General features: G+C 70.1%; 17 protein-coding genes and 1 pseudogene. 6 read left to right on the top strand and 12 right to left on the bottom strand.

What is annotated here, in order from left to right; genetic code table 11:
* Nucleotides 1-6: 6 nt before the first annotated feature.
* Genes rplB through rpsJ form a run of 5 tightly spaced genes read right to left on the bottom strand, consistent with a single transcriptional unit; the run spans nucleotide 7 to nucleotide 2,833 of the window.
* Nucleotides 7-843, bottom strand: coding sequence for a 50S ribosomal protein L2 (gene rplB, locus QFZ82_RS17010; protein WP_177148618.1), 837 nt, complete (start codon nucleotides 841-843; stop codon nucleotides 7-9).
* A 40-nt stretch (nucleotides 844-883) separates the two neighbouring features.
* A complete protein-coding gene (rplW, locus tag QFZ82_RS17015; RefSeq protein ID WP_307713977.1) occupies nucleotides 884-1,207 on the bottom strand; it encodes a 50S ribosomal protein L23 in 324 nt (107 codons plus the stop codon).
* Entirely contained in the window at nucleotides 1,207-1,860 is a 654-nt protein-coding gene (gene rplD, locus QFZ82_RS17020; protein WP_307713978.1) for a 50S ribosomal protein L4, read from the bottom strand. Before rplD ends, rplW begins: the two co-directional genes overlap by 1 nt.
* A gap of 5 nt (nucleotides 1,861-1,865) precedes the next feature.
* Nucleotides 1,866-2,510: a 50S ribosomal protein L3 gene (rplC, locus tag QFZ82_RS17025; RefSeq protein ID WP_005313592.1), complete on the bottom strand. Its 645-nt coding sequence runs from the start codon at nucleotides 2,508-2,510 to the stop codon at nucleotides 1,866-1,868.
* A 14-nt stretch (nucleotides 2,511-2,524) separates the two neighbouring features.
* Nucleotides 2,525-2,833, bottom strand: coding sequence for a 30S ribosomal protein S10 (rpsJ, locus tag QFZ82_RS17030; RefSeq protein WP_003948644.1), 309 nt, complete (start codon nucleotides 2,831-2,833; stop codon nucleotides 2,525-2,527).
* Between the two features lie 619 nt (nucleotides 2,834-3,452).
* Here rpsJ and QFZ82_RS17035 point away from each other — a divergent pair.
* From QFZ82_RS17035 to QFZ82_RS17045, 3 genes are all read left to right on the top strand, one after another.
* Nucleotides 3,453-5,105, top strand: coding sequence for an RNA ligase family protein (locus tag QFZ82_RS17035; protein WP_307713979.1), 1,653 nt, complete (start codon nucleotides 3,453-3,455; stop codon nucleotides 5,103-5,105).
* Nucleotides 5,106-5,107: 2 nt separating this feature from the next.
* Nucleotides 5,108-8,002: a poly(A) polymerase gene (locus tag QFZ82_RS17040; protein WP_307713980.1), complete on the top strand. Its 2,895-nt coding sequence runs from the start codon at nucleotides 5,108-5,110 to the stop codon at nucleotides 8,000-8,002.
* 204 nt (nucleotides 8,003-8,206) lie between these two features.
* Nucleotides 8,207-10,360 carry a PIG-L family deacetylase gene (locus tag QFZ82_RS17045; RefSeq protein ID WP_307717749.1) on the top strand — a complete coding sequence of 718 codons (2,154 nt, stop codon included), beginning with the start codon at nucleotides 8,207-8,209 and terminating at the stop codon, nucleotides 10,358-10,360.
* A gap of 15 nt (nucleotides 10,361-10,375) precedes the next feature.
* Here QFZ82_RS17045 and QFZ82_RS17050 read toward each other — a convergent pair whose 3' ends face one another.
* The 6 genes from QFZ82_RS17050 to rpsL form a co-directional block, all read right to left on the bottom strand.
* On the bottom strand, nucleotides 10,376-11,290 hold the full coding sequence (locus tag QFZ82_RS17050; protein WP_307713981.1) for a GlxA family transcriptional regulator: 915 nt from the start codon (nucleotides 11,288-11,290) through the stop codon (nucleotides 10,376-10,378).
* Entirely contained in the window at nucleotides 11,287-11,838 is a 552-nt protein-coding gene (locus tag QFZ82_RS17055) for a cysteine hydrolase family protein (RefSeq protein ID WP_307713982.1), read from the bottom strand. Before QFZ82_RS17055 ends, QFZ82_RS17050 begins: the two co-directional genes overlap by 4 nt.
* Nucleotides 11,839-12,006: 168 nt before the next feature.
* Nucleotides 12,007-13,200, bottom strand: a complete 1,194-nt coding sequence (gene tuf, locus QFZ82_RS17060) for an elongation factor Tu (RefSeq protein WP_307713983.1) — start codon at nucleotides 13,198-13,200, stop codon at nucleotides 12,007-12,009.
* Nucleotides 13,201-13,349: 149 nt separating this feature from the next.
* Nucleotides 13,350-15,476 (bottom strand): elongation factor G, encoded by a 2,127-nt coding sequence (gene fusA, locus QFZ82_RS17065; RefSeq protein WP_307713984.1) that lies wholly within the window; start codon nucleotides 15,474-15,476, stop codon nucleotides 13,350-13,352.
* Between the two features lie 38 nt (nucleotides 15,477-15,514).
* Nucleotides 15,515-15,985: a 30S ribosomal protein S7 gene (rpsG, locus tag QFZ82_RS17070; protein ID WP_100108597.1), complete on the bottom strand. Its 471-nt coding sequence runs from the start codon at nucleotides 15,983-15,985 to the stop codon at nucleotides 15,515-15,517.
* A gap of 2 nt (nucleotides 15,986-15,987) precedes the next feature.
* Nucleotides 15,988-16,359: a 30S ribosomal protein S12 gene (rpsL, locus tag QFZ82_RS17075; RefSeq protein ID WP_003948652.1), complete on the bottom strand. Its 372-nt coding sequence runs from the start codon at nucleotides 16,357-16,359 to the stop codon at nucleotides 15,988-15,990.
* A gap of 977 nt (nucleotides 16,360-17,336) precedes the next feature.
* Between rpsL and QFZ82_RS17080 the strand changes: the two are divergent.
* From QFZ82_RS17080 to QFZ82_RS17090, 3 genes and pseudogenes are all read left to right on the top strand, one after another.
* Nucleotides 17,337-18,249: pseudogene (locus QFZ82_RS17080) on the top strand (peptidoglycan-binding protein).
* Nucleotides 18,250-18,259: 10 nt separating this feature from the next.
* On the top strand, nucleotides 18,260-18,499 hold the full coding sequence (locus QFZ82_RS17085) for a hypothetical protein (RefSeq protein ID WP_373429295.1): 240 nt from the start codon (nucleotides 18,260-18,262) through the stop codon (nucleotides 18,497-18,499).
* The gene (locus tag QFZ82_RS17090) at nucleotides 18,486-18,749 is read left to right on the top strand and encodes a hypothetical protein (protein ID WP_307713985.1); all 264 of its coding nucleotides are present in this window, start codon (nucleotides 18,486-18,488) and stop codon (nucleotides 18,747-18,749) included. Before QFZ82_RS17085 ends, QFZ82_RS17090 begins: the two co-directional genes overlap by 14 nt.
* Nucleotides 18,750-18,802: 53 nt before the next feature.
* Here QFZ82_RS17090 and QFZ82_RS17095 read toward each other — a convergent pair whose 3' ends face one another.
* Nucleotides 18,803-22,714, bottom strand: a complete 3,912-nt coding sequence (locus QFZ82_RS17095; RefSeq protein ID WP_307713986.1) for a DNA-directed RNA polymerase subunit beta' — start codon at nucleotides 22,712-22,714, stop codon at nucleotides 18,803-18,805.
* Nucleotides 22,715-22,782 lie beyond the last annotated feature (68 nt).

Below are 22,782 nucleotides of genomic sequence, written 5' to 3' on the forward strand. Positions count from 1 at the left end.
CCGCTCCTAGCGCTTCTTGTTCGTCTTGCGGCGGCGGACGATGTACTTGTTGCTCGCCTTCTTGGGAGAACGAGTACGACCCTCCTTCTGACCCCACGGGGAGACCGGGTGGCGACCACCGGAGGTCTTGCCCTCACCACCACCGTGCGGGTGGTCAACCGGGTTCATCGCCACACCGCGAACGGTCGGGCGAACGCCCAGCCAGCGCTTGCGGCCGGCCTTGCCCCAGTTGATGTTCGACTGCTCGGCGTTGCCGACCTCGCCGATGGTGGCGCGGCAGCGGACGTCGACCAGGCGGATCTCGCCGGACGGCATACGCAGGTGGGCCATCTGGCCCTCCTTCGCCAGCAGCTGCACGGAGGCACCCGCGGAGCGGGCGAACTTCGCGCCGCCGCCGGGCCGCAGCTCGATGGCGTGGATGGTCGTACCGACCGGGATGTTGCGCAGCGCCAGGTTGTTGCCGGGCTTGATGTCGGCGGCCGGGCCGTTCTCGACACGGTCGCCCTGGTTCAGGCCACGCGGCGCGATGATGTAGCGCTTCTCGCCGTCTGCGTAGTGCAGGAGCGCGATGCGCGCGGTGCGGTTCGGGTCGTACTCGATGTGAGCGACCTTGGCCGGCACGCCGTCCTTGTCGTGACGACGGAAGTCGATCACGCGGTAGGCGCGCTTGTGGCCACCGCCCTGGTGACGGACGGTCACACGACCGGTGTTGTTACGGCCGCCCTTGCTGTGCAGGGGGCGGACCAGCGACTTCTCCGGCGTGGACCGCGTGATCTCGACGAAGTCGGCGACGCTGGAGCCACGACGGCCCGGAGTCGTCGGCTTGTACTTGCGGATACCCATTTCTCAGTCCTCGTCCGATATCGGACGATCCAGACCGCCCTCAGGCGGTCGGACCGCCGAAGATGTCGATACGGTCGCCCTCAGCAAGGGTCACGATGGCGCGCTTGGTGTTGGCGCGCTTGCCGAAACCGGTGCGGGTGCGCTTGCGCTTGCCCTGGCGGTTGATCGTGTTGACCCCGGTGACCTTGACCGAGAAGACCGCCTCGACGGCCTGCTTGATCTGGGTCTTGTTGGCACGCGGGTCGACGATGAACGTGTACTTGTTCTCGTCCAGCAGCGCGTAGCTCTTCTCGGACACAACCGGCTTGACGAGAATGTCGCGCGGGTCCGAGTAGGTCTTGCTGGTGATCGTGGCCTCGGACATCAGGCCTCGCTCCCTTCGGTGTCGTTGGCGGCCTTGGGGCCGGACACGAAGGACTCGAAGGCGGCCTGAGTGAAGACCACGTCGTCGGAGACGAGCACGTCGTACGTGTTCAGCTGGCCCGGCTCCAGGATGTGGACCTGGGGCAGGTTGCGGGCGGACAGCCACGCGGCCTCGTCGCTGCGGTCCACGACCAGGAGCAGGTTCTTGCGCTCCGAGATCTTGCCGAACAGCGTCTTGGCGGCCTTGGTGGAGACCTCGCCCTCGACCACGCCGGAGACGACGTGGATACGGGAGTGGCGGGCCCGGTCCGAGAGGGCACCGCGCAGGGCGGCGGCCTTCATCTTCTTCGGGGTCCGCTGCGAGTAGTCACGCGGCACGGGGCCGTGGACGACGCCACCGCCGGCGAACTGCGGCGCACGGGTCGAACCCTGGCGGGCGCGGCCGGTGCCCTTCTGGCGGTAAGGCTTCTTGCCACCACCGCGGACCTCGCCACGCGTCTTGACCTTGTGCGTGCCCTGACGGGCAGCGGCCAGCTGCGCGACGACGACCTGGTGGATCAGCGGGACGCTGACCTTGGCGTCGAAGATCTCGGCCGGGAGCTCGACGGTCCCGGTCTTGTCGCCTGCGGGCGACAGAATGTCAATGGTGCTCATAGTCCTCAGGCCCCCTTGGCCGCAGTGCGGACCAGGACCAGGCCGCCGTTCGGACCAGGAACTGCGCCCTTGATGAGGAGCAGGCCCTTCTCCGCGTCAACGGCGTGAACGGTCAGGTTCTGGGTGGTGACCCGCTCGTTGCCCATACGGCCCGCCATGCGGAGGCCCTTGAACACACGGCCCGGGGTGGCGCAGCCACCGATGGAACCGGGAGAGCGGTGCTTGCGCTGGGTGCCGTGACCGGCGCCGAGGCCCTTGAAGTTGTGACGCTTCATGACACCGGCGAAGCCCTTGCCCTTGCTCTTGCCCGTGACGTCGACCTTGACGCCGGACTCGAACACCTCGGCAGTGATCTCCTGGCCCAGCGTGTACTCGCTGGCGTCAGGGGTGCGGAGCTCCACCAGGTGACGGCGGGGGGTCACGTCGGCCTTGGCGAAGTGGCCCTTGAGGGGCTTGTTCACCTTGCGCGGGTCGATCTCGCCGAAGGCGATCTGGACCGACTCGTAGCCGTCGATGTCGTTCGTACGGACCTGGGTAACGACGCAGGGCCCGGCCTTGACGACGGTCACCGGGACGACACGGTTGTTCTCGTCCCAGACCTGGGTCATGCCGAGCTTCTCGCCCAGGACGCCCTTGATCTGCTTAGCCATCTCTTCCGCGCCTCTCAGAGCTTGATCTCGATGTCGACGCCGGCCGGAAGGTCCAGGCGCATCAACGAGTCAACGGTCTTGGGCGTCGGGTCGAGGATGTCGATCAGGCGCTTGTGCGTGCGCATCTCGAAGTGCTCGCGCGAGTCCTTGTACTTGTGCGGCGACTTGATGACGCAGTACACGTTCTTCTCAGTGGGCAGCGGCACCGGGCCTGCGACCGACGCACCAGTGCGGGTCACCGTCTCGACGATCTTCTTCGCCGAGGAGTCGATGACCTCGTGGTCGTAGGCCTTGAGCCGGATGCGGATCTTCTGTCCCGCCATGGCTACTCAGTAGTCCTTTGTCTAGTGAAACGCTCTGGAACTCGGCGAGTCCTGCTCTCTTCTCCGACCCACGCGGTCGGGCGTGTCGCACTCCCTCTACGAAGATCTCCCGAAGGATTTCCCAACCAAGGGGGCACGGGCCGAGACCGCGCATCGGGGGAAGAGCTCCCACCGAGTGCCTGGCCGGTACCCCGCTGACACTTCCCGGAAGATTCCCGTACGTCCGACCCGCGTGGGATCGACGAGTACTGTGGGACTCGCTTCCGGTCCTCCCGGCGGGAGGCGCGCAGCATCGGCACTCAACCGAGCAACCCGGACAGTCTGCCACACGCTCAGGGCCCGTGGCCAATCGAGCCGAAGAGATTACCCCGCGGGGGTTGCGTGTCAAACCGCGGCACGCGGTTCGCTCCCCGGAAGCCCTTGCCCGGGGGCGCACGGCAGGGCTGCTCGCCCGTGCCCGCCGCTCCCGCCGGCGCCCTTTCGGCCCGAGCCCCGGCCGGCCCCGGTTCGGGTCTCATACCGGGACGATACGGTCGCCCCGCAAGGAAAACCCGTCGAAGCACGTCTGGGCGCACACTTACAGTGACCGCGCAGCCGCTGTTACGGGGGAACGGTCACCATGCGTACGCACTATCCGAGGACACGACATCTGCCCTGGTCACCAGGGGCGACCGCAGACGATGTGCGCGTCACCGACCTGCGCGGACTGCTCGGGCGCGAGGTCGTCGTCACCGAGAAGCTCGACGGCGAGAACACCACGCTGTACCGCGACGGTCTGCACGCCCGGTCCCTCGACTCGGCTCACCACCCGTCCCGGGCCTGGGTCAAGGCGCTGCACGGACGCATCGGACACGCCGTTCCCGAGGGCTGGCGGGTGTGCGGCGAGAACATGTACGCCCGGCACTCGATCGCGTACGACGACCTGGACGGCTACTTCTACGGGTTCTCCGTGTGGGACGAGCTCGGTTGGTGTCTGGACTGGGACCGGACCGTCCGCTTCCTGCGCGACCTGGGGGTTCCGACGCCGCGTGTGCTGTGGCGCGGGGTCTTCGACGAGCGTGCGCTGCGGGCGCTGAAGCCGGACCTCACGCGGCAGGAAGGGTACGTCGTCCGCACCGCCGACGGCTTCATGGCCGAGGAGTTCGGGCTGCGCGTGGCCAAGTGGGTGCGTGCCGGTCATGTGCAGACCGGTACGCACTGGATGCACGCAGCCGTCGTGGCGAACGGGCTCGGCCCGAACGCGCCGCTGTGGGCGGTGCGTTCGGGCGCTCCCGCCGACGCGGCGGCACTGGCCGCCGCGCTCGGGGTGCCCGGCGGCGACGCGGCGGCCCTCGGCAGGCTGGAGGTCGCGGGCGTCACGGGCGACGCCCGGCTCTCGGGCGTCCTGGCCGCACTGCTGCACGGCAGCCGGCGGGCGTGGCTCGCGCCCAGGCTGGCCGCGGTGCTCGGCATGCCGCTCGCCCGGCGCGTGGCGGACCTCGTCGGGCTGGCCCCGGCGCTGCACCGGCCCTATCCGGACGAGGACCGGCGGGCCGGTCTGGTGCGCATGTCGTACGCCGCCGACCTCGGCGTCCTGCACGCCGTCGCCCGGGCGACGGCCCCGACCGCCGAGGCGCGCGAGCAGGTGGAGTGGTCGGCGCTGCACGCCGAGGACGCCGCACCGATCGCAGGGCTGGCCGAGGTCTTCGCGGACCTGGAGCCGGACGCCGCGGCCCGCTGCCGGGCCGAGGCGCGCGAGGCGTACGCGCTCGGGCGGATCGGCACGGCCGCGGAGGCCGTCGCGGCGACCTGGCAGTGGCGCGCCGGCGACTTCCCGAAGCTCGTCCAGACCGTGGGCCCGGCGGGCAGCGGCAAGAGCACGTTCGCACGGGGCCTCGCCGGGGTGGACGCGTACGTCTCGCTCGACGACCTGCGCGAGGCCCGCGGTTCACGCGCCGACCAGAAGGCCAACGCGGAGATCCTGCGCGCGGGGCTCGACCGGCTGGACGCCGCCCTGGCGGCGGGCGGCACCGCGGTGTGGGACGCGACCTCGCTCAACCAGCAGCAGCGCTCCCTGGTGCACGCGGTCGCACGGCGCCGTGACGCCCTGGTCACCCACGCCGTCGTGCTCGTCGACGAGGACGAGCTGGTCCGGCGCAACGGCATGCGGGAGCACCCGGTGCCGCCTGCCGTCCTCACCGCCCAGCTGCACCGCTTCGGCCCGCCGTATCCGGGCCAGGCGCACCGCACCTGGTACATCGGGGCGAGCGGGACGATCGAGGAGGAGGTGTAGCGGTGCGTACCAGCGAGGAGATCTACCACCGGGTGCGCTGGGACGCGCGTTTCGACCCGGCCCGCTTCGTGATCGGCGTCCTGCAGCGCGGGGCCGCGCCGGGGCGCGTACCGCTGCCCGCGTTCGTGCCCGGCGGCGACATCCCCTGGCACCGGGTCCTCTTCTTCGAGGCCGACGGCGAGGTGGTCTGGGACCGGACCTCCGGCGTGGACCGGATGGACGACACGGACGCCGGGCGGGTGCGCGAGGCGCGCCGGCTGCGGGCGCCGTTCTTCGCCGCCCGGACGCCGCACGTGTGGGACGGCGCCGACTGGGTGCCGGCGCGCACGCCCAAGGGGGCCGTGCCCGCGGGCCGCCTGCGCGCGCTGACCTGGAACACCCTGTGGGACCGCTACGACGCCGACCGCATCGACACCGCCCTGCGCAGGCCGCTGCTGCTGGCCGCCCTGCGCGAGGCCGACGCCGACGTCATCGCGCTCCAGGAGGTCGAGCCCCGGCTGCTCACGATGGTGCTCGGCGAGGCCTGGGTGCGCGAGGCGTACACGCTCGGCGCCGATCCGGGTGCGCGGGACGTCGACGAGTGCGGTCTGCTCCTGCTGAGCAGGCTGCCCGTACGGGAGGCGGGGCACCACGAGCTCGGCTCGCACAAGGCGGTGAGCGCTCTCGTCGTGGAGACGGGAGCGGGGCCGGTCACGGTGGCCGCGACGCACCTGAGCAGCGACCACTCGGACGACGGCGCGGGGCGGCGTGACACCGAACTGGCAAGCATCGCCGAGGGGTTGGCGTCCCTGGACGGCGACGTCGTCCTGATGGGCGACTTCAACGACGGCACGGACGCACCGGCGGCGGCCCTCGGGATGCGCGACGCCTGGAGCGAGGCCCACGGCAGGGGCGACACGACGCCCACCTTCGACCCGGGCGTCAATCCGCTGGCCGCGGTGTCCTCGCTGACCGGGCGGGCCTCCCGGCTGGACCGGGTGCTGCTGCGCGCGAAGGCGCTGCGGGTGCGGGAGGCCGCGCTGCACGGCGACACGCCCACGGCGGAGGGCCTGTACATCTCGGACCACTACGGCGTACGGGCCGACCTGGATCCCGGGGGCGAGGAGTCGGCCGAGGTGCTGGACGTACGGGCGACGGCCCGTACGGCGCTGGCGTGGATCCCGCCGCGTGAGTTCTGGCCTCCGCTGCAGGAGATCCGCGCGGACCACGACCCGCAGATCCGCCGCTGGCCGCCGCACGTCAACCTGCTCTTCGGATTCGTGCCGGAGCACGCGTTCGAGCGGGCGGTCCCGCTCGTCGCGGCGGCTGCCGCGGCGAGCGCGCCCTTCGAGGCCCGGCTCGCGGGCGTGCAGTGGTTCGGGCACCGCGACGACGCCACGGTGTGGCTGGACCCGGCGGCCGGCGGCGAGGAGCCGTGGGCTGCTTTGCGGGAGGCGCTGGCCCGGCGCTTCCCTGGCTGCCGCGGCCACCGCGAGGGCTTCACCCCGCACCTCAGCCTGGGGCGGACCACGGACCCGCACGCCTTGGCCGCCGAGTGCACCGCGCGCCTCGCCCCGATGCCGGTGCACGTCGGCGAACTGGCGCTTGTGTCGCGCCGGGGCGCCGAGCCGATGAGGGTCCGGGCGACGGTGTCGCTGGGCACGGGCGAGGTGCGCTGGGCACCGGAGGAGGCGGACGCCGCGGACGCGGCCGGCGGCACACGCCGCTCCCCCGCGGCGGCCTCCGCGACGGAGAGGACGGACGCCGGGGGCACGGCGCCTTCGGCGGGGCCGGCCGGATCCGCCGACGACACCCCGCGCGCCGCCCGCGTCGCGGAGCGCGTGGCGAACGCGCTCGACGACGGTGTCGTCCACGTGGTGGGCTCCCGGCGCATGGGCTGTGCCCTGCCCGGCGCGGACCTGGACCTGGTGGCGGCGCTGCCGGGCGACGCCCGGCTGGAGGACGTACGCGCCCGGCTGGTGGCGGCGCTGCCAGGGGCGGCGGACGTACGGGAGGTGGTCGGTGCCCGGGTCCCCGGTCTGCGCACGGACGTCGGCGGCCTGACCGTGGACCTGGTCGTGGTCCCCACCGGCGCGGCCGATCCCGCCACCGCCGTCGAGCGCCGTACGGAACTGGGCGCGGCGGCGGCGATCGCGCTCAGCGCCGTCAGCGACGCCGAAGCGGTCCTCGCGCTGGCCGGCGACCGCCGGGAGACGTTCACCCGGCTGGCCCGGGAGGTCAAGGCGTGGGCCAAGGCACGCGGCCTGGACTCGGCGCCGTTCGGCGGGCTGCCCGGGCTGGCGTGGTCCCTGCTGGCGGCCCGTACCGTCCGCGAGGCGGGCGACCTGCCGCCCGCCGAACTGCTGCGGCACTTCTTCGCGACGTGGGCGGCCTGGGACTGGCGCGAACCGGTGGTCGCACCCGGTGCGGGCGCACCGGACCTGCCCGCGGGCGCGCCCTCTGCCGGCGCGCCGGACCTGCCCGTGGTGATCACGACTCCCTCCGAGCCCGTACGCCCGTGCAGCGACCAGGTCACACCGGGCATGCGCGACCTGCTCACCCAGGAGCTGTTCCGCGCCTGGGAGGTGCTGGAGAAGGGTCCCGCCGGCCTGCTGTCCACGCCTCCGCTGCACCGCCGGCACGCGGCGTGGGCGGTGGTGACCGTGCCGCCGGGTCCGGCCGAGGGCCGGGTCCGGGGCCGGATGCGCGCGCTGCTCACCGAGCTCTCCGAGGTGTCCCCCGAGGTCCACGCCTGGCCCCGCCCGTTCGGCTGGGACCCGGTCCGCCTCGCGATCGGACTGGGCGCGACCCCGCCGGACCGGGACGTGCTCGAACGGATCGCGGACCGGTGGCTGCGGGGGCTCACCGGTGTGACGCTGACGCGCGCCGAGGGCGGGGACGTGCCCACGCTGCGCTGACCGCCGGGGAGCGGCGAAGAGCACACGCGTTCCCAGGCAACCCGGGCCCCGTCGCCGCCGTCTTGCTGATCGCGGAAGGGGTTCCTGACCAGCCCGTCCGCATCTGGGGAGATCACAGTACGCAGACGGGGGCACGGCATTGCCCGTCCGCTGCGGGGGGAAGCGGACGGAGCATCACCGGTGAACGACAGAGCTGTCCGCGCGCTGCCCACGGCCGCGCGCGAGAACCATCAGGACGCCGTCCGGCGGCCGGGGCCGCGCCGCCGCAGTGTCGTCGCCGCCGTCACGGCGCTCGCCGCCCTCGCCGGCACGGGCGCGCTCGGCGCCTGCTCCGTTCCCGCCCCTCGGCGGAAGGGGCCGGTGGCTGATCCGGCGCCCGGCATTCCGATAGCCAGCTCCCGGCGTGCGCAGCTGATGCAGATCCTGGCGCACCCGGACGACGACCTGTACTTCATGAACCCGGACACGCAGCAGATGCTGGACGCCGGTGTCCCGCTGGTCTGCGTGTACGTCACCGCGGGCGAGGCGGACGGCAAGAACCACATACCGGGGAACTGGGACGTCCCGTCCGACAAGAGCGCGTACTCCTCGGCCCGTCACCAGGGCCTTCGGCAGGCGTACGCCGAGCTGCTGGGCCTCGACAGGTTCACCGACTGGCAGAAGGGCGTCGCCACCCTGCGCGGCGACCGGCGCGCCGAGATCAACACGCTGGCGAACGGCGTCCGCCGGGTCGAGCTGATCTTCCTCAACCTCGCCATGCACACGGCCCGCGGCGGCCGGATGGGCCTGCCGAGCCTGTGGCGGGACCGGGCGCTCGGCCTCGCGACCGTGGTCGCCGACGACTCCCCCCTCCGCAAGGCCGACTCGTACGACTACGACCAGCTCGTCGACGTCCTCGTCGGGCTGATGGAGCGCTACCGGCCGACCGTCGTGCAGACCCTGGACCCGGACCCCGACATCCAGCACAGCGACGAGGCGACCCGCAGGAAGGACAGCGAGCAGCGCGGCTACTCCGACCACGCCGACCACACGGCGGTGGCGTCGTTCAGCTGGGCGGCCATGGTCCGCTGGGTGGCCGAGGCGACGCAGGACGGCGGCGAGGTGCCCGCCTTCGTGGCCACCTCCTTCCGCGGCTACTACAACCGGCACTGGCCGAAGAACCTCCCCGCCGCCGTGCTGGGCCGCAAGGCGGCCCACCTCGTCCCGTACGGCGGTGACGCCGACTGGGACTGCGGCAACGCGGCCGGCTGCGGCGACTACAACGTCGGCGGCAAGCGGCCGCTCAAGAACAAGAAGGGCTGGGTCCGCTCGACCCACTACCGCTACCCCGGCCCCCGTACCGCGGTCGCCACCGAACCGGACGGACGGCTGTCCGCCTACGGCGTGCTGGGGCTGAGGGCCGTGCGCTGGCGTGAGACCGAGCCCGGCAGCGGCCGCTGGGGAGAGCCGGACGACCTCGGCGGCGGCCCGCTCGCGCCGGCGATGGGCGCCTCCGCGCTGGCGGACGGCAGACAGCTGCTGTTCGGACTGCGGTTCGCGGCCGTCGGCGGGCACGGCGGGGACAACGCCCGCGAGATCGTGCTGCTGGAGCAGCGCTCAGCCGGCGGCCCGTTCCTCGCCTGGCGCGGGCTCGGCAATCCGGAGCACGACGACGACCGCGGCCGGCGCATCGGTGTGCCGGTGGCCGTCACGGCACCGGACGGCCGGGTGCACCTGTTCGTGCGCAACGCGGACAAGGGCGTCAGCGGCCGCGTCCGGCAGGCCGACGGGAGCTGGAGCGGCTGGCAGGACCTCGGGGGCGGCGAGATCCAGGACGGGCTGACCACGGCGGTCGACGGCGAGGGCCGCGTCCACCTCTTCGCCGCGGGCCACGACACCGTGCACCACTGGGCGCAGGACGCGCCCGGCGGGCCCGTGCTCCACCGCCTGGGCGGCGCGCTGCCGGTCGCCGTGGAGGCTCCGGCCGCCCTGACCGCCGCCGACGGGTCGCTCCAGCTGCTGTACCGGCAGGAGCGGCCCTACAGGAGAGCGACGCCGACGGACTCCCGCGGCACCGCGGCCGCCGCGCTGACCTGCGTACGCCCCGACGGCAAGCGGCTGCCGGCCGGCCGCTTCGAGGGATACGGGCCCCTCCGCGCGGCCACGGGCACGGGCGGCGACGCCGTCCTGCTCGGCAAGGACCTGCGCGGGCGGATCCAACTCCGTTTCGCGGGCCGCCTGCTGACCCGTACGACGGGGGCGCAGAGCATCGACACCCCCACGCTGCACCTGGGCGCCGACGGCACCGCGACCGTCGTCGGCCTGGGCGCGGACGCGCACCCGTGGACGTGGTCCCCACGTCCCCGCACCGAGGGCTGAGGTGCTGAGGCCGCGTCAGAAGGATGTCCGCGCCCGGAGTCTGCGCAGCATCCGGGCGTCCTCGAAGCCCACCTCGCGCGCCGCGCTCTCCACCGTCGCGCCGTGACTGACCAGGTGCTCGGCCCGTTCGACCCGCAGCGTCTGCTGGTAGCGCAGGGGTGTCAGACCGCCCGTGGCGCGGGCGAACAGCCGGGTCAGCGTGCGCTCGCTGACCCCGGCCGAGGCGGCGAGGCGGGCCAGCGGGAGGGGCTCGGCGAAGCGGGCGTCGATGAGGTCCTGCACGCGGTGGACGGTGTCGTCCACATGGGAGCGGTGCCGCAGCATGGCGCTGGCCTGCGGCTCGTGCCCGTTGCGGCGGGCGTAGACCACCATCTCGCGTGCGACCCGCGCGGCGAGCGCCGGTCCGTGCCGGCCCGCGAGCAGGTGCAGTGCCAGATCGATCCCGCTGGCGATGCCGGCCGAGGTCACCACCCGGTCGTCGGCGGTGAACAGTACGTCCCTGACGACGACCGCCCGCGGGTGGCGCGCCGCCAGCTCGTTCTGGAGCCCGTGGTGCGTGGTGCACCGGCGCCCGTCGAGCAGTCCCGCGAGCCCCAGCGCCTCCGCCCCCGCGCACACGCTGGCGACACTGCCGCCGGCGGCGTGGTGGGCACGCAGCCGCTCCAGCAGGGCCGGCCCGGGGAGCGGGCCGCCGCGCAGCGTGGGCGCGCGCCAGCCCGGCACCACGACCAGGTCGTCCGGTCCCAGCTCCGGCCAGCAGGTCCGCGCGGCGAGCGGCAGACCCTGGGCGCTGGGCACCTGCTCCTGCTCGGCCACGTAGGAGAGCCGGTAGGGATGCCCGAAATCCGCCGCCGTGCCGAAGACCTGGGCGGGCCCGGCCAGGTCGAGCAGGTGGACGCCGGGGACGAGGACGAAGACGACCTGGGTCACGCCTCGGATGCTCCCGGTTCCGCCTCCAGTTCGGCAACCGTGGCGATCCGGGCGAACCGGTCGCGCAGGACCGCCTCCGTGCGCTCGATGATCGCCTCGGCGCTGAGGTCGCCGATCGGGTTCGTCGTGGTGGCGTCGGTGACGAAGACCATCCGGTAGCCGAGGTCGCTGCCCACGCGGGTGGTCGTCTCCACGCACTGTTCCGTACGGATGCCGCACACCCACAGCTCGCCCACGCCGGCGGCGGTCAGGAGCTGCTGCAGGTTGGTCGTGGTGAAGGCGTTGTGCGAGGTCTTGTGCAGGACCGGTTCGCCCTCCGCCGGCCGCTCAAGCTCCTCCAGCAGCCGTACGTGCCCGAGGGCCGGGTCGAACGCGCCGCCGCTGCCGGGCTCGTGGTGCAGCACCCAGACGACGAGGTCCCCGGCCGAACGGGCCAGGCGGACCAGCCTGTTCACCGGCTCGGCGATCTTCGGATCGGCGATCTGCTCCCACAGCGGGCGGGCCCGGAAGGACTCCTGGACATCGATGACTATCAGCGCTCGTCTCATGGCACCCATTCTGACCAGGCACGGCCCTTGATCAGCAGTCCCGATCCGGGCCGGTGGCGGAACGATCCGGTCAAGGACCTGCCGCTGTCCGGACATGACGAAGGGCCCCGCACCGACAGGTGCGGGGCCCTTCTTGCAGCTCGGCGAGCTACCAGGTCAGAGCAACAATTACTTGTTGATCTTGGTGACCTGGCCAGCGCCCACGGTCCGGCCACCCTCACGGATGGCGAACTTGAGGCCCTCCTCCATGGCGACGGGCTGGATCAGCTCGACGGTCATGGTGGTGTTGTCGCCCGGCATGACCATCTCGGTGCCCTCGGGGAGGGTCACGACGCCGGTCACGTCCGTGGTACGGAAGTAGAACTGCGGGCGGTAGTTGTTGAAGAAGGGGGTGTGACGGCCACCCTCGTCCTTCGACAGGATGTAGGCCTGGGCCTCGAACTCGGTGTGCGGCGTGACCGAACCGGGCTTGATGATGACCTGGCCGCGCTCGACGTCCTCGCGCTTGATGCCACGGAGGAGCAGACCGACGTTCTCACCGGCCTGGCCCTCGTCGAGCAGCTTGCGGAACATCTCGATGCCGGTGACCGTGGTGGTGGTCTTCTCGGTCTTGATGCCGACGATGTCGACGGTCTCGTTGACCTTGAGGACACCACGCTCGATACGACCGGTGACGACGGTGCCACGACCGGTGATCGTGAAGACGTCCTCGATCGGCATCAGGAACGGCTTGTCGACGTCACGCTCGGGCTGCGGGATCGCCTCGTCGACGGCGGCCATCAGGTTCAGGACCGACTGGCCCCACTCCTTGTCGCCCTCGAGAGCCTTGAGCGCCGAGACCTTGACGACGGGAACGTCGTCGCCCGGGAACTCGTACTCGGAGAGGAGCTCACGCACCTCGAGCTCGACGAGCTCCAGGATCTCCTCGTCGTCCACCATGTCGGCCTTGTTCAGGGCGACGACGATGTACGGAACGCCGACCTGGCGGGCCAGGAGCACGTGCTCCTTGGTCTGCGGCATCGGGCCGTCGGTGGCGGCGACCACGAGGATGGCGCCGTCCATCTGGGCAGCGCCGGTGATCATGTTCTTGATGTAGTCCGCGTGACCGGGGCAGTCGACGTGGGCGTAGTGACGCGACTCGGTCTGGTACTCGACGTGCGCGATGGAGATGGTGATACCGCGCTGGCGCTCCTCAGGAGCCTTGTCGATCTGGTCGAAGGCCGAGGCCTCGTTCAGGTCCGGGTACGCGTCGTGCAGCACCTTGGTAATGGCGGCCGTGAGGGTCGTCTTACCGTGGTCGATGTGACCGATGGTGCCGATGTTGACGTGCGGCTTAGTCCGCTCGAACTTCGCCTTCGCCACTGGGGTCCTCCTGTGGAGTGGTTCTGTACGCCTTACTCATCGGCGCCAGGTGATCTTTGCTGGGAAGCCGGCCGCCGGGGTCCGACCCTAAGGTCTCGGGGCGAACCCCCGGCGGACGGTGTCAAGCCTACGGCGTGGACTCGGGTGAGTTACTCGCCCTTGGCCTTCGCGATGATCTCCTCGGCGACGTTCCGGGGAACCTCGGCGTAGGAGTCGAACTGCATCGAGTAGCTTGCGCGACCCGAGGTCTTGCTGCGGAGGTCTCCGACGTAGCCGAACATCTCCGAGAGAGGCACCAGACCCTTGACGATCCGGGCACCCATCCGCTCCTCCATGGCCTGGATCTGACCACGGCGGGAGTTGATGTCGCCGATGACCTCACCCATGTAGTCCTCGGGCGTGGTGACCTCGACGGCCATCATCGGCTCGAGCAGCACGGGGCTGGCCTTGCGCGCGGCCTCCTTGAAGGCCTGCGAACCGGCGATCTTGAACGCGAGTTCGGAGGAGTCGACCTCGTGGTAGGCGCCGTCGATGAGCGTGACGCGAACGCCCGTCATCTCGTAGCCGGCCAGGATGCCGAACTGCATGGCCTCCTGCGCGCCCGCGTCCACCGAGGGGATGTACTCCTTGGGGATGCGGCCACCGGTGACCTTGTTCACGAACTCGTACGAGGCGTCGCCGCCCTCGATGGGCTCGATCGCGATCTGCACCTTGGCGAACTGACCGGTACCACCGGTCTGCTTCTTGTGGGTGTAGTCCACGCGCTCGACGGCCTTGCGGATCGTCTCGCGGTACGCGACCTGCGGCTTGCCGACGTTGGCCTCGACCTTGAACTCACGGCGCATACGGTCGACCAGCACCTCGAGGTGCAGCTCGCCCATACCACCGATGATGGTCTGGCCGGTCTCCTCGTCCGAGTGGACCTGGAAGGAGGGGTCCTCCTCCGCGAGACGCTGGATGGCGACACCCAGCTTCTCCTGGTCACCCTTGGACTTGGGCTCGATGGCGACCTGGATGACCGGCGCCGGGAAGTCCATGGACTCCAGGATCACCGGGTTCTTCTCGTCGCACAGCGTCTCACCGGTGGTGGTCTGCTTCAGGCCCATGACGGCGACGATGTCGCCGGCGCCCACCGACTCGATCTCCTCACGCTTGTTCGCGTGCATGCGGTAGATCTTGCCGATGCGCTCCTTCTTGCCCTTCACGGAGTTCAGCACCGCGGTGCCGGAGTCCAGGCGACCGGAGTAGATCCGGACGAAGGTGAGCTTGCCGAGGTGCGGGTCGCTCGCGATCTTGAACGCGAGGGCCGACAGCGGCTCGTCGTCGGACGGCTTGCGCTTGACGACCGTCTCCGGGTCCTTCACGTCGTGGCCCTCGATGGCCTCGACGTCCAGGGGGGAGGGGAGGTAGCGCACGACCGCGTCGAGCAGGGGCTGGACGCCCTTGTTCTTGAACGCGGTGCCGCAGAACACCGGGGTGACGGTGGTGTCCTTGGAGACGCCGGACGCGATGGTGATACGACGGATCGCGGTGTACAGCTGCTCCTCGGTGGGCTCCTTGCCCTCCAGGTACAGCTCCATGATCTCTTCGTCGTTCTCGGCGACGGTCTCCAGCAGCGTGCCGCGCCACTCCTCGGCGGCCTCGGCGTGCGTGGAGGGGATGTCGACGACGTCGTACATCTCGCCCTTGGTGGCCTCGGCGGACCACACGAGGGCCTTCATGCGAACGAGGTCGATGACGCCCTTGAAGTCGGCCTCGGCACCGATCGGGAGCTGCATGACGATCGGGGTCGCGCCGAGGCGGTCCTTGATCATGTCAACACAGCGGTGGAACTCGGCACCGGTGCGGTCGAGCTTGTTGACGAAGCAGATACGCGGAACGCCGTAGCGGTCCGCCTGACGCCAGACGGTCTCGGACTGCGGCTCAACACCGGCGACACCGTCGAACACCGTGACGGCACCGTCGAGCACGCGGAGCGAACGCTCCACCTCGACGGTGAAGTCGACGTGACCCGGGGTGTCGATGATGTTGATCGTGTGATCGACGTTGTCGAGCGGCCAGTGACAGGTCGTCGCGGCGGACGTGATGGTGATGCCGCGCTCCTGCTCCTGCTCCATCCAGTCCATCGTGGCAGCGCCGTCGTGGACCTCACCGATCTTGTAGCTCACACCGGTGTAGAACAGGATGCGCTCGGTGGTCGTCGTCTTGCCCGCGTCGATGTGGGCCATGATCCCAATGTTGCGGACCTTGGCCAGGTCAAGCGAAGTGGTGGCCATATGGCTCAGTCTTCTCTCGGTCTCGATGTGGGTAGCGACTACCAGCGGTAGTGCGCGAAGGCCTTGTTGGACTCGGCCATCTTGTGCGTGTCCTCACGCTTCTTGACCGAAGCGCCGAGGCCGTTGGAGGCGTCGAGCAGTTCGTTCATGAGGCGCTCGGTCATGGTCTTCTCGCGACGGGCGCGGGAGTAACCGACCAGCCAGCGCAGCGCCAGCGTGGAGGCGCGGCCGGGCTTGACCTCGACCGGCACCTGGTAGGTGGCGCCACCGACACGACGGGACTTGACCTCGAGCGCCGGCTTGACGTTCTCGAGGGCGCGCTTCAGCGTGATGACCGGGTCGTTGCCGGTCTTCTCGCGGAGGCCTTCCATGGCGCCGTAGACGATGCGCTCAGCGGTGGAACGCTTGCCGTTGAGCAGGATCTTGTTGATCAGCGAGGTCACCAGAGGAGAACCGTAAACCGGGTCGATGATGACCGGGCGCTTCGGGGCGGGGCCCTTACGAGGCATTCTTACTTCTCCTTCTTGGCGCCGTAGCGGCTGCGGGCCTGCTTGCGGTTCTTGACACCCTGGGTGTCGAGCGAACCGCGGATGATCTTGTAACGAACACCCGGCAGGTCCTTCACACGGCCACCACGCACGAGCACGATGGAGTGCTCCTGCAGGTTGTGTCCCTCACCCGGAATGTAGGCCGTGACCTCGATGCCGGAGGTCAGACGCACACGCGCGACCTTACGCAGGGCCGAGTTCGGCTTCTTCGGGGTGGTCGTGAACACACGCGTGCAGACGCCGCGGCGCTGAGGAGAACCCTCGAGTGCGGGCGTCTTGTTCTTCTCGACCTTGTCCTGCCGGCCCTTGCGGACCAGCTGCTGGATCGTAGGCACTACTTCTCCGGTTTCTGTGTGCCGTCAGTGAAGCTAACCTGGAACATCGCCGACCCACGCGGTCGGGTGTGTCGAATACTGCGGACCTCCGCCGCGAGCGGAAAAGGCGCAGATTGCGGTGGCCGGTATCTGACTCGCCATGCGGTTGAGGACACGCACACGAGCCCAGGCACACCCCAGGCACAAGGTCTGAGCGTACCTATCGCATGGACTCCGGTCAAAACAAATGCCCACGCATACGAGGGCCCGGGCGACGTGGGAGAACGTATCCCGGAACGGATCGGTGCGCGGGCCGGTACGAAGGGCCCGCGGGCCCGCCTGTCCCCCGCCTTCCGGCGGACCCGGGGCGTCGGCGCGAGCCCCGGTCGCGTGAGGTCAGTCCCAGGCGGCGCGGCTCGGCTCGGCGGCGGTTCGCGGCTCGGTCCCCTCCTCGCCGGGCTCCAGGAACTGGTTGACGACCTTGACGAACACACTCATCCGCTCGTCGGGGACGCCGAGGCACTCGACACGCCCTATCGGGCGATCTTCTGCGATCTGCTTTCCGACCAGACCATCGACATCCTGCCTCTGCAGGATGTCCAGTTCGACGACTACATCGGCAAGGCCGGCTCGCTGTCCGGCACCGTACCCATCCCGGACGAAGCCATCGCCGAGCGCGTCCGCCAGGTCGAGGAGGGCCGCACCGCGGTCTATCTGGAGCGCGGCGGGGACCTGTGGTGGGGCGGCATCATCTGGACGAGCACCCTGCAGAGCAGCGAGCGCGGGGTGCTGACCCTGGCCATCCAGGCCGCCACCTTCGACTCGTACGCGGCCCGGCGCCGCATCCGCGAAGAGATCAAGTTCACGACGCCGACCGACCAGCTGGAGATCGCCCGCACTCTCTGGAACCACCTCCAGAAGACCGACGACGGCAACATCCGGGTCAAGGTCGGCGCGGAGACCTCGTCCGTCAAGCGGACCGCGGCCTGGCGCGACGGCTGGCCACTCCCCTCACCGCGGACCGGCTCCTCGCCGCGCTCCGCGCCGAAGGCGTCAAGGTCGTCGAGCACGACGGCTGGCGCACCCACCACCGCAACCGGGCGGGAGCCTGGGGCCCCGTCGTCGGCGTGATGATCCACCACACCGTCTCCAGCGGCACCGCCTCGTCCGTCGAGCTCTGCTACAACGGCTACGCCGGACTGCCGGGCCCGCTCTGCCACGGCGTGATCGCCAAGGACGGCACGGTCCATCTCGTCGCCAACGGACGCGCCAACCATGCGGGAGGCGGCGATCCCTCCGTCCTCCAGGCAGTGATCACCGAGACCTACGGGACCCGGCCGCCCACCCCCCGCGAGCACCAGGGCAGCTCCGGCGCCGTCGACGGCAACTCCCGCTTCTACGGCTTCGAGTGCGTCAACCTCGGCAACGGCACCGACCCCTGGCCGGCGGGCCCAGCTCGACGCCATCGAGCGGACCTCCGCCGCGCTCTGCCGGGCCCACGGCTGGGGCGCCAAGTCCGTCATCGGCCACCTGGAGTGGTCCGACTGGAAGAGCGACCCGCGCGGCTTCGCGATGCCGGGCCTGCGCGACCGGGTCCAGAAGAGGCTCGCCTCCACCCCGTCGCAGCAGCCGCCGACCCCGCCGAAGCCGGCCGCCCCGCGCTACCAGCGCTTCCCCGGTACGGCGTTCTTCAGGACCAGCCCCAGCTCCCCGATCGTCACCGCGATGGGCCGCCGGCTGGTCGCCGAGGGCTGCGGCCGCTACAAGGTCGGCCCGGGCCCCCGCTGGTCCGAGTCCGACCGCCAGTCGTACACCGCCTGGCAGCGCAAGCTCGGCTTCCGCGGCGCCGACGCCGACGGCTGGCCGGGCGCCATCTCCTGGAACGCGCTCAAAGTCCCCCACACCCTCTGAGGAGCCCCCCATGGCCCTGTCCGAGAACACCAAGCGGACCGCCCGCACCGTCCTGCAGACCGCGGTCGGCATCGCCGTCGTGCTGCCCGCGATCGTCGACGCCGCCGGCGTTCCGGCGACCCTCCCCTGGGTCGCCGGGGCCCTCGCCGTCGCCGGCGCGCTCACCCGCGTGATGGCCCTACCGGCCGTCCAGCGCCTGCTCCCCGGCTGGCTGCGCACCACCTCGGGGGCGGCCGATGACCGAGTCTGATCCGAACGACCCGGTGGCGGTGGCGCTGGAACTGGAACGGCTGCGCGGCACGTTGGAGGCCGGGTTCGCCCGGGTCGACGGCTCACTCGCGCTGCTCGTCCAGCGCAGCGACCAGACCGACAAGCAGCTCGCCGACCACGAGGCCCGGCTCGACGCGCTGGAACGCGCCCGATGGCCGCTGGCCTCGATCGCCGCGCTCACCGCCACCTCCGGACTCGGCCTCGCCCTGTGGGAGATGGCGAGCCGATGAAAGACCGAAGGGCGGTCACCCCGTACGGGGTGACCGCCCTTCGTTCGCCCTGCTTACTGGTTGTACGGACCGTAGTCGTAGTCCTCCAGCGGAACGGCCTGGCCGGAGCCCGTGCCGAACGGCGAGTAGTCGATGTCGTCGTAGCCGACGGCCGAGTACATCGCGGCCTTGGCCTCCTCGGTCGGCTCGACCCGGATGTTGCGGTAGCGGGACAGGCCCGTACCGGCCGGGATGAGCTTACCGATGATGACGTTCTCCTTGAGGCCGATCAGGGAGTCCGACTTGGCGTTGATCGCCGCGTCGGTCAGGACCCTGGTCGTCTCCTGGAAGGACGCCGCCGACAGCCACGACTCGGTCGCCAGCGAGGCCTTGGTGATACCCATCAGCTGCGGACGGCCGGAGGCGGGGTGACCGCCCTCGGTGACCACACGACGGTTCTCGGTCTCGAACTTCGAGCGCTCGACCAGCTCGCCCGGCAGCAGCTCCGCGTCGCCGGACTCGATGATCGTCACCCGGCGCAGCATCTGCCGGATGATGATCTCGATGTGCTTGTCGTGGATCGACACACCCTGCGAGTTGTAGACCTTCTGGACCTCGCCGACCAGGTGCACCTGGACCGCGCGCTGGCCGAGAATGCGCAGCACGTCGTGCGGGTTGGTGGCACCCACGGTGAGCTTCTGGCCCACCTCGACGTGGTCGCCCTCGCCGACCAGCAGACGGGCACGCTTCGAGATCGGGTAGGCGGTCTCGTCGCTGCCGTCGTCCGGGGTGACGACGAGCTTCTTGGTCTTCTCCGTCTCCTCGATACGGACGCGGCCGGCCGCTTCCGAGATCGGGGCGACACCCTTGGGCGTACGAGCCTCGAAGAGCTCGACGACACGGGGCAGACCCTGGGTGATGTCGTCACCGGCCACACCACCGGTGTGGAAGGTACGCATCGTCAGCTGGGTACCGGGCTCACCGATGGACTGGGCGGCGATGATGCCGACCGCCTCACCGATGTCGACCAGCTTGCCGGTGGCCAGCGAACGGCCGTAGCAGTACGCACAGGTACCGACCGCGGACTCACAGGTCAGGACCGAGCGGGTCTTGACCTCCTCCACACCGGCCGCGACGAGCGCGTCGATGAGCACGTCACCGAGGTCGACGTTGGCAGGCGCGATGACCTTGCCGTCGACGACGACGTCCTCGGCGAGCATGCGCGCGTACACGGAGGTCTCGACGTCCTCCGCCTTGCGCAGCACGCCGTCGGCGCCCTTCTCGGCGATCCGCAGCTTGAGGCCGCGGTCGGTGCCGCAGTCCTCCTCGCGGATGATGACGTCCTGCGAGACGTCCACCAGACGACGGGTCAGGTAACCCGAGTCGGCGGTACGCAGGGCGGTGTCCGCCAGACCCTTACGGGCACCGTGCGTGGAGATGAAGTACTCCAGCACCGACAGGCCCTCACGGAAGGACGCCTTGATCGGACGCGGGATGGTCTCGTTCTTGGCGTTGGACACCAGACCACGCATACCGGCGATCTGACGCATCTGCATCATGTTTCCACGAGCACCCGAGTTGACCATCATGAAGATGGGGTTGGTCTTCGGGAAGTTCTCGTTCATGGCCTCGGCGACCTCGTTGGTCGCCTTGGTCCAGATCGCGATGAGCTCCTGCGTGCGCTCGTCCTTGGTGATCAGACCGCGCTCGTACTGCTTCTGGACCTTCTCGTCCTGCTCCTCGTAACCCTTGACGATCGCCTTCTTCGCCTCGGGAACGACGACGTCGGAGATGGCCACGGTGACACCGGAACGGGTCGCCCAGTAGAAGCCGGCCGCCTTCAGGTTGTCGAGCGTCGCCGCCACGATGACCTTGGGGTAGCGCTCGGCGAGGTCGTTGACGATCTCGGAGAGCTGCTTCTTGCCCACCGAGTAGTCGACGAACGGGTAGTCCTCGGGCAGCAGCTCGTTGAAGAGCGCACGGCCGAGCGTGGTCTTGAGACGGAAGCTGTCACCCTGCTGCCACGTCCCTGCCTCGACGGCGTCATCCCCGTCTTCGACCGGAGGCGTCCAGCCGCGCGGCGGGATGGTGCCGACCGGGAAGCGGATGTCGACCTTCGCCTGGAGCGAGAGCTCCCGGGCGTCGAAGGCCATGATCGCCTCGGCGGTGGAGTTGAACGCACGGCCCTCGCCGCGCACCTCGCGCTCCTCCTCGTCCGTGGTGAGGAAGAAGAGGCCCAGCACCATGTCCTGGGTCGGCATGGTGACCGGACGGCCGTCGGCCGGCTTGAGGATGTTGTTCGAGGACAGCATCAGGATGCGGGCCTCGGCCTGCGCCTCCGCGGACAGCGGCAGGTGCACGGCCATCTGGTCACCGTCGAAGTCCGCGTTGAACGCGGTGCAGACGAGCGGGTGGATCTGGATGGCCTTGCCCTCGACCAGCTGCGGCTCGAAGGCCTGGATGCCGAGGCGGTGCAGCGTGGGCGCACGGTTCAGCAGCACCGGGTGCTCGGCGATGACCTCTTCGAGGACGTCGTACACGACGGTGCGGCCGCGCTCGACCATGCGCTTGGCCGACTTGATGTTCTGCGCGTGGTTCAGGTCGACCAGGCGCTTCATCACGAACGGCTTGAAGAGCTCCAGCGCCATGGCCTTGGGCAGACCGCACTGGTGCAGCTTCAGCTGCGGGCCGACGACGATGACGGAACGCGCCGAGTAGTCGACTCGCTTACCGAGCAGGTTCTGACGGAAACGACCCTGCTTGCCCTTCAGCATGTCGCTGAGGGACTTCAGCGGGCGGTTGCCGGGACCGGTGACCGGACGGCCACGACGGCCGTTGTCGAACAGCGCGTCGACGGCCTCCTGGAGCATGCGCTTCTCGTTGTTCACGATGATCTCGGGCGCACCGAGGTCGAGAAGGCGCTTCAGTCGGTTGTTCCGGTTGATCACACGGCGGTACAGGTCGTTCAGGTCGGAGGTCGCGAAGCGGCCACCGTCCAGCTGCACCATCGGACGCAGGTCCGGCGGGATGACCGGCACGCAGTCGAGCACCATGCCCTTGGGGCTGTTGGACGTCTGCAGGAACGCGGAGACGACCTTGAGGCGCTTGAGCGCACGGGTCTTCTTCTGGCCCTTGCCGGTACGGATGATCTCGCGGAGGCGCTCGGCCTCCTCCTCGAGGTCGAAGGACTCCAGGCGCTTCTGCAGCGCCGCGGCACCCATCGAGCCGTCGAAGTACGTGCCGAAGCGGTCACGCAGCTCGCGGTAGAGCAGCTCGTCGCCCTCGAGGTCCTGGACCTTGAGGTTCTTGAAGCGGTTCCACACCTCGTCGAGACGGTCGATCTCGCGCTGGGCGCGGTCGCGCAGCTGCTTCATCTCACGCTCGGCGCCCTCGCGCACCTTGCGGCGCACGTCGGCCTTGGCGCCCTCGGCCTCGAGCTCGGCCAGGTCGGTCTCGAGCTTCTTGGCGCGGGCCTCGAGGTCGGCGTCGCGGCGGTTCTCGATCTGCTGGCGCTCGACGGAGACGTGGGCCTCCAGCGACGGCAGGTCGCGCGTGCGGCGCTCCTCGTCCACGAACGTGATCATGTACGCGGCGAAGTAGATGACCTTCTCGAGGTCCTTCGGCGCCAGGTCCAGCAGGTAGCCCAGACGCGACGGGACGCCCTTGAAGTACCAGATGTGGGTGACGGGAGCGGCCAGCTCGATGTGGCCCATCCGCTCACGACGCACCTTGGCGCGCGTGACCTCGACGCCACAGCGCTCACAGATGATGCCCTTGAAGCGGACACGCTTGTACTTGCCGCAGTAGCACTCCCAGTCCCGGGTCGGACCGAAGATCTTCTCGCAGAAGAGTCCGTCCTTCTCGGGCTTGAGCGTGCGGTAGTTGATGGTCTCCGGCTTCTTGACCTCGCCGTGGGACCAGGTCCGGATGTCGTCCGCGGTGGCGAGGCCGATCCGCAGCTCGTCGAAGAAGTTGACGTCGAGCACTTTTTCGTCAATCCCTCTTTCGGGGTTGTGCCCTCCGCGTCAGCGGAAAACGGGCTCTGTATCAGTGG

Source organism: Streptomyces sp. V4I23 (genome assembly GCF_030817975.1).
Taxonomy (GTDB): domain Bacteria; phylum Actinomycetota; class Actinomycetes; order Streptomycetales; family Streptomycetaceae; genus Streptomyces.